Annotated in this window: 19 protein-coding genes; 9 read left to right on the forward strand and 10 right to left on the reverse strand. The window is 45.2% G+C overall.

The window, feature by feature from the left end; genetic code table 11:
* Positions 1-118 precede the first annotated feature (118 nt).
* From ACO0LI_RS28895 to ACO0LI_RS28925, 7 genes are all read right to left on the reverse strand, one after another.
* Entirely contained in the window at positions 119-493 is a 375-nt protein-coding gene (locus ACO0LI_RS28895) for a cyclic-phosphate processing receiver domain-containing protein (protein ID WP_423037167.1), read from the reverse strand.
* A gap of 314 nt (positions 494-807) precedes the next feature.
* On the reverse strand, positions 808-1,005 hold the full coding sequence (locus ACO0LI_RS28900; RefSeq protein ID WP_423037169.1) for a hypothetical protein: 198 nt from the start codon (positions 1,003-1,005) through the stop codon (positions 808-810).
* Between the two features lie 79 nt (positions 1,006-1,084).
* Positions 1,085-1,756 carry a hypothetical protein gene (locus tag ACO0LI_RS28905; protein ID WP_423037171.1) on the reverse strand — a complete coding sequence of 224 codons (672 nt, stop codon included), beginning with the start codon at positions 1,754-1,756 and terminating at the stop codon, positions 1,085-1,087.
* Positions 1,757-1,783: 27 nt separating this feature from the next.
* On the reverse strand, positions 1,784-2,257 hold the full coding sequence (locus tag ACO0LI_RS28910) for a hypothetical protein (RefSeq protein ID WP_423037173.1): 474 nt from the start codon (positions 2,255-2,257) through the stop codon (positions 1,784-1,786).
* Positions 2,258-2,367: 110 nt separating this feature from the next.
* Entirely contained in the window at positions 2,368-2,541 is a 174-nt protein-coding gene (locus ACO0LI_RS28915; RefSeq protein WP_423037174.1) for a hypothetical protein, read from the reverse strand.
* Between the two features lie 72 nt (positions 2,542-2,613).
* The gene (locus ACO0LI_RS28920) at positions 2,614-3,102 is read right to left on the reverse strand and encodes a cyclic-phosphate processing receiver domain-containing protein (RefSeq protein ID WP_423037176.1); all 489 of its coding nucleotides are present in this window, start codon (positions 3,100-3,102) and stop codon (positions 2,614-2,616) included.
* A gap of 54 nt (positions 3,103-3,156) precedes the next feature.
* Positions 3,157-3,942, reverse strand: a complete 786-nt coding sequence (locus ACO0LI_RS28925) for a metallophosphoesterase family protein (RefSeq protein WP_423037178.1) — start codon at positions 3,940-3,942, stop codon at positions 3,157-3,159.
* A gap of 113 nt (positions 3,943-4,055) precedes the next feature.
* Here ACO0LI_RS28925 and ACO0LI_RS28930 point away from each other — a divergent pair, with 113 nt between their 5' ends.
* Positions 4,056-4,529 (forward strand): hypothetical protein, encoded by a 474-nt coding sequence (locus ACO0LI_RS28930; protein WP_423037180.1) that lies wholly within the window; start codon positions 4,056-4,058, stop codon positions 4,527-4,529.
* A gap of 28 nt (positions 4,530-4,557) precedes the next feature.
* On the opposite strand, the gene ACO0LI_RS28935 is transcribed toward ACO0LI_RS28930, so the two are convergent.
* The gene (locus tag ACO0LI_RS28935) at positions 4,558-5,049 is read right to left on the reverse strand and encodes a hypothetical protein (RefSeq protein WP_423037182.1); all 492 of its coding nucleotides are present in this window, start codon (positions 5,047-5,049) and stop codon (positions 4,558-4,560) included.
* A 32-nt stretch (positions 5,050-5,081) separates the two neighbouring features.
* A complete protein-coding gene (locus tag ACO0LI_RS28940; RefSeq protein ID WP_423037184.1) occupies positions 5,082-5,678 on the reverse strand; it encodes a hypothetical protein in 597 nt (198 codons plus the stop codon).
* Between the two features lie 150 nt (positions 5,679-5,828).
* On the opposite strand from ACO0LI_RS28940, the gene ACO0LI_RS28945 reads away from it, so the two are divergent.
* Complete coding sequence (locus ACO0LI_RS28945; RefSeq protein ID WP_423037186.1) at positions 5,829-6,089, forward strand: helix-turn-helix domain-containing protein; 261 nt, start codon at positions 5,829-5,831, stop codon at positions 6,087-6,089.
* Positions 6,090-6,386: 297 nt separating this feature from the next.
* Here ACO0LI_RS28945 and ACO0LI_RS28950 read toward each other — a convergent pair whose 3' ends face one another.
* On the reverse strand, positions 6,387-6,872 hold the full coding sequence (locus ACO0LI_RS28950) for a GNAT family N-acetyltransferase (RefSeq protein ID WP_423037188.1): 486 nt from the start codon (positions 6,870-6,872) through the stop codon (positions 6,387-6,389).
* Positions 6,873-7,551: 679 nt separating this feature from the next.
* On the opposite strand from ACO0LI_RS28950, the gene ACO0LI_RS28955 reads away from it, so the two are divergent.
* The 7 genes from ACO0LI_RS28955 to ACO0LI_RS28985 all read left to right on the forward strand — a co-directional run bounded on the left by ACO0LI_RS28955 (position 7,552) and on the right by ACO0LI_RS28985 (position 13,455).
* On the forward strand, positions 7,552-8,028 hold the full coding sequence (locus ACO0LI_RS28955) for a toll/interleukin-1 receptor domain-containing protein (RefSeq protein ID WP_423037190.1): 477 nt from the start codon (positions 7,552-7,554) through the stop codon (positions 8,026-8,028).
* Positions 8,029-8,109: 81 nt separating this feature from the next.
* On the forward strand, positions 8,110-8,499 hold the full coding sequence (locus ACO0LI_RS28960; RefSeq protein ID WP_423037192.1) for a TIR domain-containing protein: 390 nt from the start codon (positions 8,110-8,112) through the stop codon (positions 8,497-8,499).
* On the forward strand, positions 8,499-9,491 hold the full coding sequence (locus ACO0LI_RS28965; RefSeq protein WP_423037194.1) for a caspase family protein: 993 nt from the start codon (positions 8,499-8,501) through the stop codon (positions 9,489-9,491). The genes ACO0LI_RS28960 and ACO0LI_RS28965 overlap by 1 nt, the downstream gene beginning before the upstream one ends.
* 16 nt (positions 9,492-9,507) lie before the next feature.
* The gene (locus ACO0LI_RS28970) at positions 9,508-10,671 is read left to right on the forward strand and encodes a S8 family peptidase (RefSeq protein ID WP_423037196.1); all 1,164 of its coding nucleotides are present in this window, start codon (positions 9,508-9,510) and stop codon (positions 10,669-10,671) included.
* A 228-nt stretch (positions 10,672-10,899) separates the two neighbouring features.
* A complete protein-coding gene (locus ACO0LI_RS28975) occupies positions 10,900-12,012 on the forward strand; it encodes a hypothetical protein (protein ID WP_423037198.1) in 1,113 nt (370 codons plus the stop codon).
* Positions 12,013-12,378: 366 nt separating this feature from the next.
* The gene (locus ACO0LI_RS28980; RefSeq protein ID WP_423037200.1) at positions 12,379-13,188 is read left to right on the forward strand and encodes a TIGR02391 family protein; all 810 of its coding nucleotides are present in this window, start codon (positions 12,379-12,381) and stop codon (positions 13,186-13,188) included.
* A gap of 12 nt (positions 13,189-13,200) precedes the next feature.
* Entirely contained in the window at positions 13,201-13,455 is a 255-nt protein-coding gene (locus tag ACO0LI_RS28985; protein WP_423037201.1) for a hypothetical protein, read from the forward strand.
* Positions 13,456-13,917: the final 462 nt, after the last annotated feature.

Raw genomic sequence — 13,917 nt, forward strand, 5'->3', positions numbered from 1 at the left:
ATGAAATCAAGGTATCTGGTCTATTGTTTTCAGTTGGCGTTGAATGATTCATTAGCCGGGACAGGTCTATAGGCTAGGATGTATGTTTTTCATGGAGGCCCAACTTGCCACAAATCAGCTATGGCTTTCCTTTCGATCCCGAAACTCGCTGCTCAATAGCTTGGATGCCAGCCTCCATTTTCTGCCTGGCAGAAGAATTGGCAGAGTGCACATCCACCTTGGGTGGCTTGAAGCCATGCAATGCGACAGCTTCCTCTATCCACAGAACCACATCATAGCCTGTGCCACGTTGATCATTGCCCAAGTCATGGTCCAAGCTGATTTCGGCTACCGCATTAGTTTCCAGCAGGTCAATGGCTTCGTTCGGCCAGTATACGCGTACCCAACCTTCTGGGGTGGCACGTTCGTCATCAAGGAATACGCGCAGAGCAAGAGAAGCAGGATCGGGCGAATTGGTACCATGACCGTATTCACGCGTCAGTCGATCAATCAAATCACGCTCATGTGGAAGCAGGACTTTTTCATCAATAAACCGCCAATTTCGCTCGTAGAGATCGAACGCCTCCTCTCCGGTTATCGCATAATGGGGATGACGATTCCATGCTATCAGCCGAAGCTAAGGATAGTTCCCGATGGCAAAGGTATCAGCTGCCGTGCTCATGAAACAAATTTCCCTTAGTAATATATAGTTCCATCGTGTGCTCTGGGACTCGCGGGTGTAAGCTTCAATCCCTGAAGACGTTGGATCAGGAATGGCCCGCTGATGTGGGCCATTTCCCTTTTGGCTTCAAGTTCCAGGCAAACAGTCTACTTTATGTTCGGTGTACGATGTATCCACCATTTCGCAAATTCCAGCAGGTCAGAATGTGACGAAGATACATTTTTCAGTTCATCCCCGATATTTGGAGTTCCATTAGGTTCCCTGATAATGAGTGCCATGTGTATATCGTCTGGCACACCACGGAAGTAAGGCAGATAGTCATCGACAAATGCAACAGGTTTCATGTCGCTGAGTGCGTTAGCCCGTTGGCTTATAAAGAGCATGCCAAATGACTTAAGCACTTATCCAATTCTTATAGTCAGATCAGTAGCTTCCAGCAATTAGATGAATTGCTCCAGAATGCGCTGATTTTTCATTCACCAACATGTCTTGTTCCCAGTCGAAACGACGATAAACATACCCAGGAAATTCGTCATTCAGGCTGGCTTCTCTTTTCAGTAATCTTTTGGCGAGATTGGCAAGGGTAGCCAGGTCATCTTCACTGCGAACTTCCATCGGAACACATAGCTCAACAAAGCGTGAACGACTTGTCCATTTGACTTTGAGATAGGGCTCAATGTTGAAATCGTCGATTTGATGGAGTTCCGCCAATGCTTTCTCAAACGATTCGCGCCATGTGTCATTGACAGTAGGCTTCCACTCTCTGAATGCTACTTTCTTGCGGGATTTTCCGACACTCTTATAGATAGGCGTAGCACCATCAATATCCCCGTCATCCAAATCCAAGTGAGCAACACGCCTACGTGCTTCATCTTTCATTCTGTCCTGAAAGACCATACGTGGATGTACCCAGGATAAGTGGACCAAGTAGTCGTTCAATATAAACGCACAGTCATCCCACCACGATAGATCGGTTTCAGAACGATGGTCATAGCAATGATAAGACCGGACTCCATTGACAAAGTGCCCGGCGTTTTGGTTGCGAAGATGACGCTTTGCTGCCAATCTCAGTGTCTCTACTTGCTTGTTCTTCATATCAAAAAATTCCTGGCAATTCCTTCATCATGAATCTGTCGAAGGGCGTTCTCGGAAAGCATAGCGATTTGCCTGCGCGTCGTAGAGTGCGTGATGCTCGGGCAGACTGTTCTTCTGGTGGAATTCGTAGCGCAGCAATTCGTTGATTTCATTCGCTACTAGCCGTGGATGGCACCAATTTGGTACCCGATAGTCCAGGGCATCGGCGAATAAATCCCAGTCGGTTTGGTAGTCAAAACAGATTTCAATGTCTGCCCCGCGAGTTCGGACCAAATTCAACCATGACAGAAGACGACTTCGAAGCTCCTCCGCACTGCAGGCGGCGTTCGCCATCATGCCCAACATTGGAATCACCACCATGCGGACGAAGGGACTGCACACCTGTTCAGGATACGGCACCTCTGCATAAAATTCTTCGCCGGACGCTGACGCAAGTCCAATACTGATAAGATGTGTATCAATAAAGTCGGTAAATTCAGTGTCAACAAAGATTTTTAGCATATGCAAGATAAGAAAAATGCGAGTGCTCCATGAATCCTATTTCGTACACGGCACTCAATGTGTGCAAATTCAAGTTGATTCTGCCAGTAGTTATCACGTTAATGCGGCTACTAACTCCTAACCAAAATGAACACCCTTTCAATCGCGTTTCCGGTCATTTGATATTTATCACGGCCAACTTCAAAATGTACGTTACTCAGTTCAAGATAAATTTTATCGTCTTCAAATGTTTTTATATATAAATGAGAAGTTGCTCCATGCGCCAGGCTAATTTTTGGTGACATTGAGACTCCCATTTAAAACCGAGATTGCTATCACTGAAGAAATGGTCGTAATTCAGCCAGTTTAGTCCAGACTTAAAGTAGTCCTTCAATTACCCGGATTCCCGCTTCCATCTTTTCTCTAGCAGAAGAATTGGCAGAGTGCACGGCCATCTTGGGCGGCTTGAAGCCATGCAATGCGACAGCTTCCTCTATCCACACCACTACATCATAACCAGTGCCACGTTCATCATTGCCCAGATCATGGTCCAAGCTGATTTCGGCTACCGCATTAGTTTCTAGCAGGTCAATTGCCTCGTTTGGCCAACATACACGTACCCATCCTTCTGGCGTGATACGTTCGTCATCTAGGAATACGCGTAGGGCCAGAGAGGCAGGATCGGATAATGTCCTGGCAGTGCGCACCAGATGGTCATGCTCCACTAAGCGCTCATAATCCTTACTGCCAAATTCACGACCGACAGGTACGACATTAGCCCAGAAAGAATCTTCTTTTCCCAATGGAGGATTAGTAGGCTCTTTGAGGTAATCATCAATCAGCTGTTTCTGCGTTTTATTCGTCATGGCAAAACTTCCTATGCTCGCTATCAAATATCGAAATCGTGTTTTCTTGAAAAGTTATTCTGGAAGTTCAATAATCAGGTGTGGATCGAAGTGAGCATTCTCAGGTGTGCCCGCCCGGGTCTTATAGCCACAAGGATTGCATACCACACGGCATTTTCCGATGCGATAATCAAACGACTCATGCATATGCCCATGAATCCAGAGATCGGACTGTGAGGCGATCTCATCCAAATTAGATGCATAGGCCGCAGACACCATTTCATTGGCATAGCGCTCCGAGACGGATTTCATCGAGGGAGCCATGTGGGTCACAACCACGGTCTGTCCTGCGAAGGGCTCGGTCAATTTTTGCTTCAACCATGATTTATGCTGTGAATGGAATTTGGCAGTGTCAGCCGATCGCAATTTGCGGTACCCGGCATTTGCTAGCCGAATGCGCTTGTAGTCGTTCATGACTGCTTCTGCTTCTCGCATGGCAAATTGCCGATCACCATCTCCGAATAGTCGAAAATCCGTCCACATGGTTGCGCCTAGAAACCGCACATTGCCTAGAATGAGTTCATTGCAGTTTAAGAAATGAACATTGCCAGCGGCTGCACATGCAGCCTCGATATCTTCCTGCATGTGTTCCAGGTGTTTGCCATAGGATTCATGGTTGCCGTGCACATACAGCACAGGAATACCTGCAAACGTCTGGGCAGCCCAATCGACCGCTTTCCTTCCAGTGTCAATATCTCCGGCCAAGATCACCACATCCGGGCGACTGGTGGTAGGATCAATGATGGGAGCAGCTTCACGCCACAGCTCATGATGAAGATCTGATAAAGGCAAAATACGCATGATCACTTTCAGTAAATAAAATCCTCTTTGTATAACGGATAGGAATAAATCTTACTTTAAGTGCTGAACTCGGATGTTTGAAAATAAATTTCACTTCTGCTCACTAATCACTCATGAAACGCATATTCATCGATACAGAATTCACCGATTTCCTCGATCTGCATCTGGTCAGCATAGGCTTGGCGAGTGACGCAGGCGAGGAATTCTACGCTGAGGTTACATACCCTGATGCAAGCTGCAGCGCCTTTGTGCGTGAGGCAGTCATCCCGCTGCTAGGAAAAATACCCAGCGCAGCTATGTCAAAAGAAAGCTTATGCGAGCAACTCCTTGCCTGGCTATCTACAGTTCGCCCTGAGAACACGGACATCGAGATTTGCTACGACTACCAGACCGATTGGGATTTGTTCATGGATGCCATCTATTATCAAGTTCCAGCTTGGTGTCGCCCGCGCCTTATAGCCAGCAACATCGATGAAGTTCTGAAATATGAGTTTTATAAGAAGCATGCATTACCTCAGCATCATGCTCTATACGATGCCAGGGCGAATCTGGCGGCTTTTCAAGAAAGCGATGATGAGATACTTTAACGCAATCCGAATAGTGGCTGTCCTTCCATTAACTCATCAAGTCAGCGAAGGCATATTTCAATCGCATCTTGCGTTTAGTGCGAAAGTCTATTGAATCTGGCGATGTCAGTATTTGACTGTGCCATGCTAAGCGCTCTGCCAGAGGTTTCAGCTCATCGGCAAATTGTGCGTTATTCGCTTTGGCCTCGGTAGAACTAACGAGCCCAAGTAACTGACCCAATCTGACAGTGCGTCTGAAGAACTCCAGGCGCTCCGACATGCGCGAACGCAGATCATCGAGACCATCTTTCTTGGCATTGTTTATGGCAGTTCGGAGCCGATTTCGCTCGTCAAGCAATAAGAGGTCGATATACCGTTTAAAGTGCTGTTTCATGACCATCGACAACTCCGCATCTGCAAGAGAGGCGCCTGCAGCGGATTGATCAGCTATATCCCGATGTAGTGATCCCTGATCACTTACCAGCGAGTGGTGCGTTGCGTCATCAGGAAAATGCTGATCAGGCGATGTACGGGTGTCCAACGTGTATTCATTCATATATAAGAGCTTTGTTTTTACTTCTGGTCAGGCAGCTTCTGGCCGGACAGGATTAAACCAATTTTATGACTCCAGTCGTCTGCTGAGTATTTGCCGACGCCCATAGTGATAGAGGGTGTCTGCAAGTCATTCAGAAAGAATTGGATCTGGTAGTTATTAGTTTTTGTGGTGACTGCATTGCCTTGCACCTTGATTTCTTCTTTCCACAAGATCGTCCACTTACTAACTTGTGCGAAATCAAAGACCCACACACATTTGCCTCGAAATTTATTGAACATGATCTTTTTGGCTTCTGTGTCGAACATGACCAGGTCTGTACCACTGGAGAAGCCAAATGCCTTATCCAGTCGGAAATTGCTTCCATGGGCCTTATTGGCTTCCTCAACAGATGATTTCATCCTGCTGCTTCCACTTCGCACAAGATACATGAACCAGGCAATGAAGCCGCCTATCAGCAAATAGGCCGTTACCTTATCGTCCCATCTTGCTTCTTCTCCGACCATTAAGCCAAATGCAGCTACGAGAGCAGCCAAAAAGAACAGGCTACCAAACAAGGTCGTCAGAGTGTTCGTTGAGGCGGCGGAGTTCAGATCGCTTTGGGTAGGTCTTTTCATTTCAAAGTGGGAGTGAAAACAAGTCGATTGCCGGTAAAAAATCAGATAACACGAAATATAGCGTTTCTTTGACTAAATGTCACTCATAGTTGCATTTAAGTTCCTGATAGTTGGTGGACTGAAATCTGTCTGGATCAGATGCTTGCAGCTATGAAGAAATCTAAGACACAGCTTTCAATGCGAGAAGTATTTGGCCAAAATCTGCGCCGCGCACGCAGGCTAAAAGACATCTCGCAAGAAGAATTGGCTCTACGCTCTGAGTTGAGTCGGACTTATGTGAGTGAAGTCGAACGGGGCATTCGAAATGTATCGATAGACAATATGGACATTCTCTCCCAGGCACTGGGTATTCCACTGAGCGAACTCGTGAATCCAGAGATGTTTGCCGCGATTAAAGGACATATGGATTGAAAACAAATATACAGAGTTTAGGTAGTTTATGGAAATCCGATAAACCTCCTAAACTCTGTATAAAACCGATGCCAGGGTAATGGGCAGTCCCACTCAACCCTATGTAGATCATATACAAGTCCGATCAACCTTTGCCTGTGAAAATTCCCTGTCTCCAGACACTTAGGAAAGCTTTATTTCGCTGATCGCAACACCATGCTGGCAAACACGTATCCCAAGGTCTTTAGCACGATCGCATTTTGCCAGATCATCATAAATACGCTCACCATTGAGTACCAGTTCTACCCTGAGCCATTTTTAATCTGGCTGGTAGTAGTGCGCGACTATACGACTGAGCATCAATCTTTTTGTTCCTGGAATTTCTACTGCAAGTAAATTTTGAACCGCCAAAGGTTCCTCGCCAGGTACTCCCGAAAAATAACTTGGGAAGAAAGAAATTTTGACCGATATTGGATCGCCGTCTGGCAGTTGTCGTGGCATATCAAGCACGCGTCGACCATAAACCTTATAGCAGATTGTATATGTCGTAAAACCCATAGATTCCCAAAAGACTGCTGATGTCTCTGGTGCGCATTGGATTTCAAGCAGTGGGTTACGATTTTTTACCGATACCATTAGCATAAACGCGACCATTTCGCGACCGATACCACGACCACGATATCCTGGTTGAACCTCCAAGACGCTGCTATGGGAATTCAGAGTTCCCCAGCAATAAGCAAGTGGCAGGTCACTTTCCACAGCAATAAGCAAGTGGCAGGTCACTTTCCACAGATGCCCAAACATATAGATTTCCCTCTCGAAATACCTCTTTTGTAATCTGCCAACTTGATGCAAGTGTGTTGATATCTCTTTCCTTAGGGAGCCACTTCTCGATGACAGGTAAATCGGATTCAACTGCAAGACGGACATTGCCGCGAGCAGCATTATCAGGAGAGTTCTAATTTTTCAGGGTTTTCTTGATAGACATTAAATGATGGGCGTCAGCACAATGACATTACTGGTCATATTGCTCGCAGGTATTGCAATACGAAAAAATATAATAGAAATAATAGAGCGATGTTGTAAAAATGAAAATTAACATAAATTATCAATTACTTATGCTTATTTATTAATAATTGCATGATAAATTCATATTTACAAATTGTTACTTTTTAAATAAATGAAATCCCAATGCATAGAAATGAAGGTGCCTTTTTGAAATCGTCGATCAGGTAATTCGCTAGAGTAATGGCCCTGTCTTGGGACTTTTAGTTTGAAATGTCTTGCCAAAGTAATAAAAAACCATTTCATTTATGCTTGGCAAGGTACAGCGACACTACTTGAGTTTCCCTGCACTGCGATTCACGCCGTCGGCGACCAAAATCGCTACAGGAATGGGAAATTACGCTTATTGATAATTCAACAATCTATAACATTAGATTTAAGCCAACAGGAGATAGTAGGCACCCCTACTTAACAAAAAATGAAAATCTTTATCTCTCACCAGCGAGTTGACTCTGACCTAGCACTCAGTCTTTCCTATCGCCTTCTTACGACACACTGTATTCCAACCTATCTTGACGTCATTGACCCTGCGGTATCGTCTACCGGAGATGCGCTCGCAGATCATGTAAAAGATGAGCTGGGTAAGTGCACGCAACTCTTAGCAGTTGTTTCTGAAGCTACTCAGGCTTCCTGGTGGGTACCCTGGGAGATTGGCATTGCAACGGAAAAAGATTTTCCGCTTGCCACATATGCTGGTGGGTACGCTTCCATTCCGGAATATCTCCGAAAGTGGCCTTATCTACGTTCCACCTCAGACCTTGATCTATATGCCACAGCTTCCAAGACCGCAGCTAAAGAGTTCGAAACAAAGCGGGGCTTTGTTGCAGAAGCTACTGCGCGGAGCCGCTCGACCAAAGAGTTCTATAGGGTGTTACGTGGAAGTCTTGGTCAATAACAAAAATAGCTTTATAGGTACCCATTTGCACACAGGCATGCATCATTAACGAAGCGTAGTTTTTATAACCAGGAGAAAGCAATGTCCAAAACGAAGGTCTTTATCAGTTTCGACTACGACCATGATGAAACGCTCAAAACGTTCTTGGTCGGACAAGCAAAGAATGAAGACAGCCCGTTTTATTTGGCTGACTGGTCAATCAAAGAACATATTGATGATGATTGGAAAGCAAAGGCCCGAACCCGCATCAAATCGGTTGACATTGTTTGCGTGATCTGTGGTGAACACACAGACACTGCAACAGGAGTCAGCGCAGAACTAAAGATTGCGACAGAAGAAGGTGTGCCATATTTTTTGCTTAAGGGCTATGCAGAAAAGACTTGTAAAAAACCTAAATCTGCCAGCGACGCTGACAAGATCTACACCTGGACTTGGGACAACCTGAAAAAGCTCGTGGGAGGAAGTCGCTAATGAAAAAAGCACTCGTCATCGGCATAGATAATTATCCGACCAGTCCGTTGCGTGGTTGCGTAAACGATGCATTAGCGATTTCGCAGTCGCTTGCATCCAATGGAGATGGATCCCCCAATTTTTCCGTGGTAACGATGACGAGTAACGACACTGACGTTGATAGTGCTGCACTTGAGAAAGCAATTTCCGATCTCTTCAAAAACGGCGATGCGGATACGGCATTGCTCTATTTTGCTGGTCACGGCATCATCAATCCTGAGACAAACGCGGGCTATATTGTTAGCAGCGATGGTAAAAGAGGTGCGTGGGGCATGTCTCTATCCGAAATTCTTGGTCTCGCAAATCATGCGTACCCAAAGATCAAGTCAAGCGTCATTATTTTGGACTGCTGTCACTCTGGTTATGCGGGAGAAGTGGCTGGCTTAACTGCTGGCTCGCCAGCCGTCATAGGTACTGGCGTAACCATCTTGACTGCTAGCCATCGCGATGGCGTAGCGGAGGACGGTGAGAGACACGGTATTTTCACCGCCATTCTTCTGGACGGTCTCGCCGGTGGATGCTCAGACATCCGAGGTAACATTACTCCAGCGTCGCTTTACTCTCATGTAGATCAAACACTCGGACCTTGGGAACAACGACCGATTTACAAGGCAAATGTTCAAAATTTCGTGACGCTTCGGCAAGTTGAGCCCAAGATTCCGCTTGACGTGCTGCGTCGCCTTCCGACGTACTTTCCTGATCGTGCACAAGTCTATTCTCTCGACCCTTCCTACGAGCCTGACCGTCAAAATGTTCCTCCGGAATACAGAAGCATTCCGGTTAACGAAGACAACGTGCGCATTTTCAAAGAGCTGCAGAAATGCAATCGTTACGGGCTTGTGATTCCAGTGGAAGCCGAACACATGTACTACGCCGCAATCAATTCAAAAGGCTGCAGATTAACTGCATTGGGTGCGCACTATCGGAAACTCGCAGAAATGAAGCTGCTATAAGAACGAGAGTTTGACAATGAAAAATTACGTTATTCTCAGGCACGAAGTGGCTCGTCTAGCAAACACCCGCGATATTGGTGCCGAATTATTACGAACAAGCAGCGGAGTGCCAACTCTTTCTGTTGAAAGAATTCCCGATAACGCTGTCGCCGAATTGATTGCTGACCCTCAAGTCCAATTGATGACGCCAACGATGCCAACCCGTCTTATTCAACCGCTGAGCTCCCAAATTGCAGAGCCGGCAGCTAACTGGGGTATTTCGGCAGTGATGGCAGATCAGTGCCGTTATACGGGTGCAGGTGTGATCGTGGCGATTCTAGACACTGGTATTGACCGAACTCATCCTGCCTTTACAGGTGTTGATTTAGTTGAGAAAGACTTTAGCGGCCATGGCAATGGCGACCGTCAAGGACATGGAACACATTGCGCAGGAACTATTATGGGCCGCGATATTGGTGGGCGACGCATCGGGGTGGCCCGTGGAATTCAACGAGCGCTTATTGGCAAAGTTCTTGGGGACGATGGCTCAGGGCAATCAGAGATGGTCTTTGAAGCGCTCAACTGGGCAATGCACGAGAAGGCAAACATAATTTCAATGTCACTCGGTTTCGATTTTCCTGGGATGGTGGTCCGCTTGACTACGGACGGTTGGCCATTAGATCTTGCGACGTCTACAGCGCTAGAGGCATACAGAGGTAATTTGCGCATGTTCGACGCAATCATGGGGGTGTTAAAAGCCCAGTCAGCTTTTGGTGTATCTCCATTGGTAATAGCAGCAGCGGGCAATGAAAGTCGTCGCGATATAAACCATGAATATAGAATCGCCGCATCGCTGCCTGCTGCGGCTGATGATGTCATTTCAGTCGCGGCCATCAGGCGCGCAGGCGAAAACTATGCTGTTGCAAATTTTTCTAATAGCCGTTCGTCCGTTGCCGCTCCAGGCGTTGATATCACATCAGCATGGCCCGGAGGTGGCTTACACTCCATCAGCGGAACAAGCATGGCGTGCCCCCATGTCGCGGGGATCGCTGCGCTTTGGTGGGAGTCACTTCGAAGCTCTGGAAAGAAACCAAATGCAAAAAATGTGGCGGCCATGCTGCTCGCCCATGCAAATAAGGACATGTTCGTAGAGGATCTTAACGAAGTGGATTTCGGTCAGGGCATCGTCAAAGCGCCGTGACAAGCGAAGAACTTTGCTATGAATGAGATAGAAGATTGACGCGGCCAATGGGCTTGATTAAGGCTAACTGCTTAGCACGACTACGAGTGTCTTTAAGCCAGAAAGAAATGTAGGTGGCTGGATTAGACAAGCAATGATGGCTACATTTGAAATGAGGATTTCTATTTAATTCTTTTTTCATCCAATTGAAAAATAGCTACAAAGAGTCAAAATTTTTTAAAATTGTTTATGAAAAAAACATCCCTAAGACACAACGCAAGAAAAATATCAGACTCTGGCGTTATCACGTCAGTTATTCAGCCCGCAACAACTGTTCTTGATTTCATTATTAAAGCAGGGGCTGTATCAATCCTTCCAGGAGCAATTCTCGTTTATTACTATTTGAATAGCATAGGGTTCAAGCATTTTTTTAACTCGACTCTTGGTTTGCAAAGTGGACTAGTTGCAGTGATATTGGCTTTTGGATTATTTTTATTAACATTAACACTGTTATTAGCACTAAACCCGTGGCTAATTTGGAGTTTCAAGCGAGCAATAGGAAAATCGAATGCCGAAGAATATTTTTCTTTCAGAAATATATGCAATCTCAATATAGCATATCAAGCTTCACTATTAGCACTCTCAGTTCTTGGTGCCCCCACTTATTCAATATCCATCGCAGTAATTCTTATCCCATTCATCGCAGTATTTCAACACGGTGCGATCAAATTAGACTTATCAGTAAAGACGCTCTATGGGATAGGCCTACTTGTTTCCTTGCTTGGCCCGATCTTTCTTTGGATATTTTTAGTGCCTATAGTAGAAGATCTTTCAAAACTAGGCACAAGTTCGACTGCAAGCGAATCCGTTCAAATATTTATCATGCTCTTCTGGATAGTTTTCTATTCTCTATTTGTCGCTTTCCTTACAACAGAATCGAATAAAAATGTGCTAATGAAAGAGTATAAGATGATAAGAAACGCTCTTTTTGCTTTTGGACCACTTCTTCTTGCGCTAATGGCACTAGCGCCAAAACCTTTTGTATATTCTGCTATGTATTCAACAGGTATCCGAGAAACATCAAAGGATTCAAGATGGTATTTTATTGAAAAAATTTCTTTTCAAAAAATGATACCAGAGCAAGCTATGTCGGATGTAAATGCGCTAGTGAATCAAGTGAAAGAGTTGAAAGGCAACATTTATCTTTGTGGATATAGCCCTTTTTCAGCGTCAGAGCGCTTCATCCTTTGTCCTAGTACGGTGACTGATGCGAATCCAAATCAATGCCCTATTGTTACCATACAGGAAGCTAGGCCAATTCCAAAACCAGTAGGTGAATTGTGGAAGTGTGGAAACATATAAATTTACTAATTTTCAATTGCTGAGCTATTCGATCAAAAGACAAAACTATTTTCTTTGGTTTCGGCTTGAAAAGACGCCAGTGTAAAAACTGTCATTTTTTTTATGAAAGGAGTGTCTACGCAATTGCGGCAATTAATTTTTTCGTTGATATTTCTACGTAATTTCAAATTTATTGCGCATCCTCTCATCTCAATTAAAACGGCAGTAATGTATATTGTAATTGTAGAAAAATAGTATGGATTTTGAACAACACAAACGAATGATTGAGGCAATAAACAAGCAACCGTAAGTGATTACTGTCCTCTCATGTAAAAGCGTTGACTAGATACGCCGACAACAACCACCCCCTGTTCGTCGCTGTAATGAATGATTGCAAAAAACAACTGGTCTTACCGAGAGGTTGAACGCACAGGCTTCGCAAGCAATCGACTAACAAAACTAACGTTAAAAGATAATATGCGGACGATTTTTCATCTACTGGATTCCCCTGTCATTCTCGAAATGACGATTGAGGATCTTGCCTATTCTCTCCTCGTGCTCGCATGTGAAAATAGTCAGAACGGCCATTTTCACCCAAGTTCTTTTATCAATGCGAACGGCACTAGTACACCAGCCGTAGATATTCAGATCAAATATAAAGTCGAGCGCGCCGTCCAAGAGGCTCTTGTTTGGCTTGAGTCCCAAGTACTTGTGGCACCGGAAGCGGACACAAATGGAGGAAATGGTTGGAAATTTATAACTCGACGTGGTGCGGCATTGGGAGATCGAGCTAAATTTAAAAACTATCAAGCCGCTGCAGCGTTCCCGAAAAATCTCTTGCATCCAATTATTGCCGACCAGGTTTGGTCTGACTTAGCGAGAGGAGATTTCCCGACAGCTGTCTTTCGAGCATTCAAAGCCGTCGAGGAGGCAGTAAGAGAGGCTGCGGGTCTTGCAGCGGAGGATATCGGCGTTAAGCTTATGCACAACGCATTTGGCCAATCCGGAGCGCTCACGGATCAGTCCGTGCCGGCGTCCGAGCAGGTTGCACTTGCAAATCTATTTGCTGGAGCGATTGGGTCATACAAAAATCCCCATTCTCACCGAACCGTCACAATTAGGGATATGCAGGACGCTCAAGAGATGGTAATGCTAGCGTCGCACCTCCTTCGAATTGTAGATGAACGTAAGTCTTGATAAAGGAAAAATATGACGAACAAAGGCGATCCAACACGCAGTGAACGTGTTCGACTGGCTACCATTATGGAACACCGCGCAGAGTGCCAAGTTTCAACTAGGTGGCTCCAATTTCCACAGTCTGCTCAGATGGTTGGGGGCGCGTCTTTTATATTCGTAGACGTGATGACATTGAACAGCGGCGAGCAGGAAAAGAAGATTTGTCAGCTTGTGCTTACAAAGGAAGATTTGCGTGAAATCCTTAACCGTATCGATGTCCACGACTAGCAAAAGCAAGGAAAATTGAGATGTACCAGAATGGAGCCCTTTGTCATAAATGATCTTAATTTGGCTATTCATTGTTGAGCTTATAGGCTAAATCGATCCGATAAATGTCGGTGGCTACTTTGCATGCGAAACAGTGGCTATTTTGAAATGAGAATGAGCGGCTAATTTATGGTGCCAATTGGGGGCTATTTTGAAATGAGAATCGCTGGCTACTTTGCCGTAAGAAATCATGGCTACATTTATGAGAATACGCAGCAGTGGCTACTTTTATGAAAATATGCACGCAAAGCCCTCGTCTAATTAATTGAGATCAATGTGAAAGTTTTAACACAATGACTTAGGGAATCTCTGATTAAGTCCCCGAGCAATGATTCAGAAACGGTAATATAAGCTTATTTTCCATTGAATCATAAATACCATGAGACAGACAACATTTGCCGAAGGTGGCTTTGAACGCTATGC

The sequence above is a fragment of the Undibacterium sp. Tian12W genome, from assembly GCF_049339405.1.
Lineage (GTDB): Bacteria > Pseudomonadota > Gammaproteobacteria > Burkholderiales > Burkholderiaceae_D > Undibacterium.

Bases quoted from the DNA above. Each gene is read 5' to 3' on its own strand.
- ACO0LI_RS28965 (WP_423037194.1), top strand. From the start codon at position 8,499: ATGAAAAAAGCACTCGTCATCGGCATAGATAATTATCCGACCAGTCCG.
- ACO0LI_RS28900 (WP_423037169.1), bottom strand. From the start codon at position 1,005: ATGAAACCTGTTGCATTTGTCGATGACTATCTGCCTTACTTCCGTGGT.
- ACO0LI_RS28985 (WP_423037201.1), top strand. From the start codon at position 13,201: ATGACGAACAAAGGCGATCCAACACGCAGTGAACGTGTTCGACTGGCT.
- ACO0LI_RS28960 (WP_423037192.1), top strand. From the start codon at position 8,110: ATGTCCAAAACGAAGGTCTTTATCAGTTTCGACTACGACCATGATGAA.
- ACO0LI_RS28915 (WP_423037174.1), bottom strand. From the start codon at position 2,541: ATGTCACCAAAAATTAGCCTGGCGCATGGAGCAACTTCTCATTTATAT.
- ACO0LI_RS28950 (WP_423037188.1), bottom strand. From the start codon at position 6,872: ATGTTTGGGCATCTGTGGAAAGTGACCTGCCACTTGCTTATTGCTGTG.
- ACO0LI_RS28940 (WP_423037184.1), bottom strand. From the start codon at position 5,678: ATGAAAAGACCTACCCAAAGCGATCTGAACTCCGCCGCCTCAACGAAC.
- ACO0LI_RS28955 (WP_423037190.1), top strand. From the start codon at position 7,552: ATGAAAATCTTTATCTCTCACCAGCGAGTTGACTCTGACCTAGCACTC.
- ACO0LI_RS28925 (WP_423037178.1), bottom strand. From the start codon at position 3,942: ATGCGTATTTTGCCTTTATCAGATCTTCATCATGAGCTGTGGCGTGAA.
- ACO0LI_RS28905 (WP_423037171.1), bottom strand. From the start codon at position 1,756: ATGAAGAACAAGCAAGTAGAGACACTGAGATTGGCAGCAAAGCGTCAT.
- ACO0LI_RS28945 (WP_423037186.1), top strand. From the start codon at position 5,829: ATGAAGAAATCTAAGACACAGCTTTCAATGCGAGAAGTATTTGGCCAA.
- ACO0LI_RS28930 (WP_423037180.1), top strand. From the start codon at position 4,056: ATGAAACGCATATTCATCGATACAGAATTCACCGATTTCCTCGATCTG.
- ACO0LI_RS28980 (WP_423037200.1), top strand. From the start codon at position 12,379: ATGATTGCAAAAAACAACTGGTCTTACCGAGAGGTTGAACGCACAGGC.
- ACO0LI_RS28920 (WP_423037176.1), bottom strand. From the start codon at position 3,102: ATGACGAATAAAACGCAGAAACAGCTGATTGATGATTACCTCAAAGAG.
- ACO0LI_RS28910 (WP_423037173.1), bottom strand. From the start codon at position 2,257: ATGCTAAAAATCTTTGTTGACACTGAATTTACCGACTTTATTGATACA.
- ACO0LI_RS28970 (WP_423037196.1), top strand. From the start codon at position 9,508: ATGAAAAATTACGTTATTCTCAGGCACGAAGTGGCTCGTCTAGCAAAC.
- ACO0LI_RS28975 (WP_423037198.1), top strand. From the start codon at position 10,900: ATGAAAAAAACATCCCTAAGACACAACGCAAGAAAAATATCAGACTCT.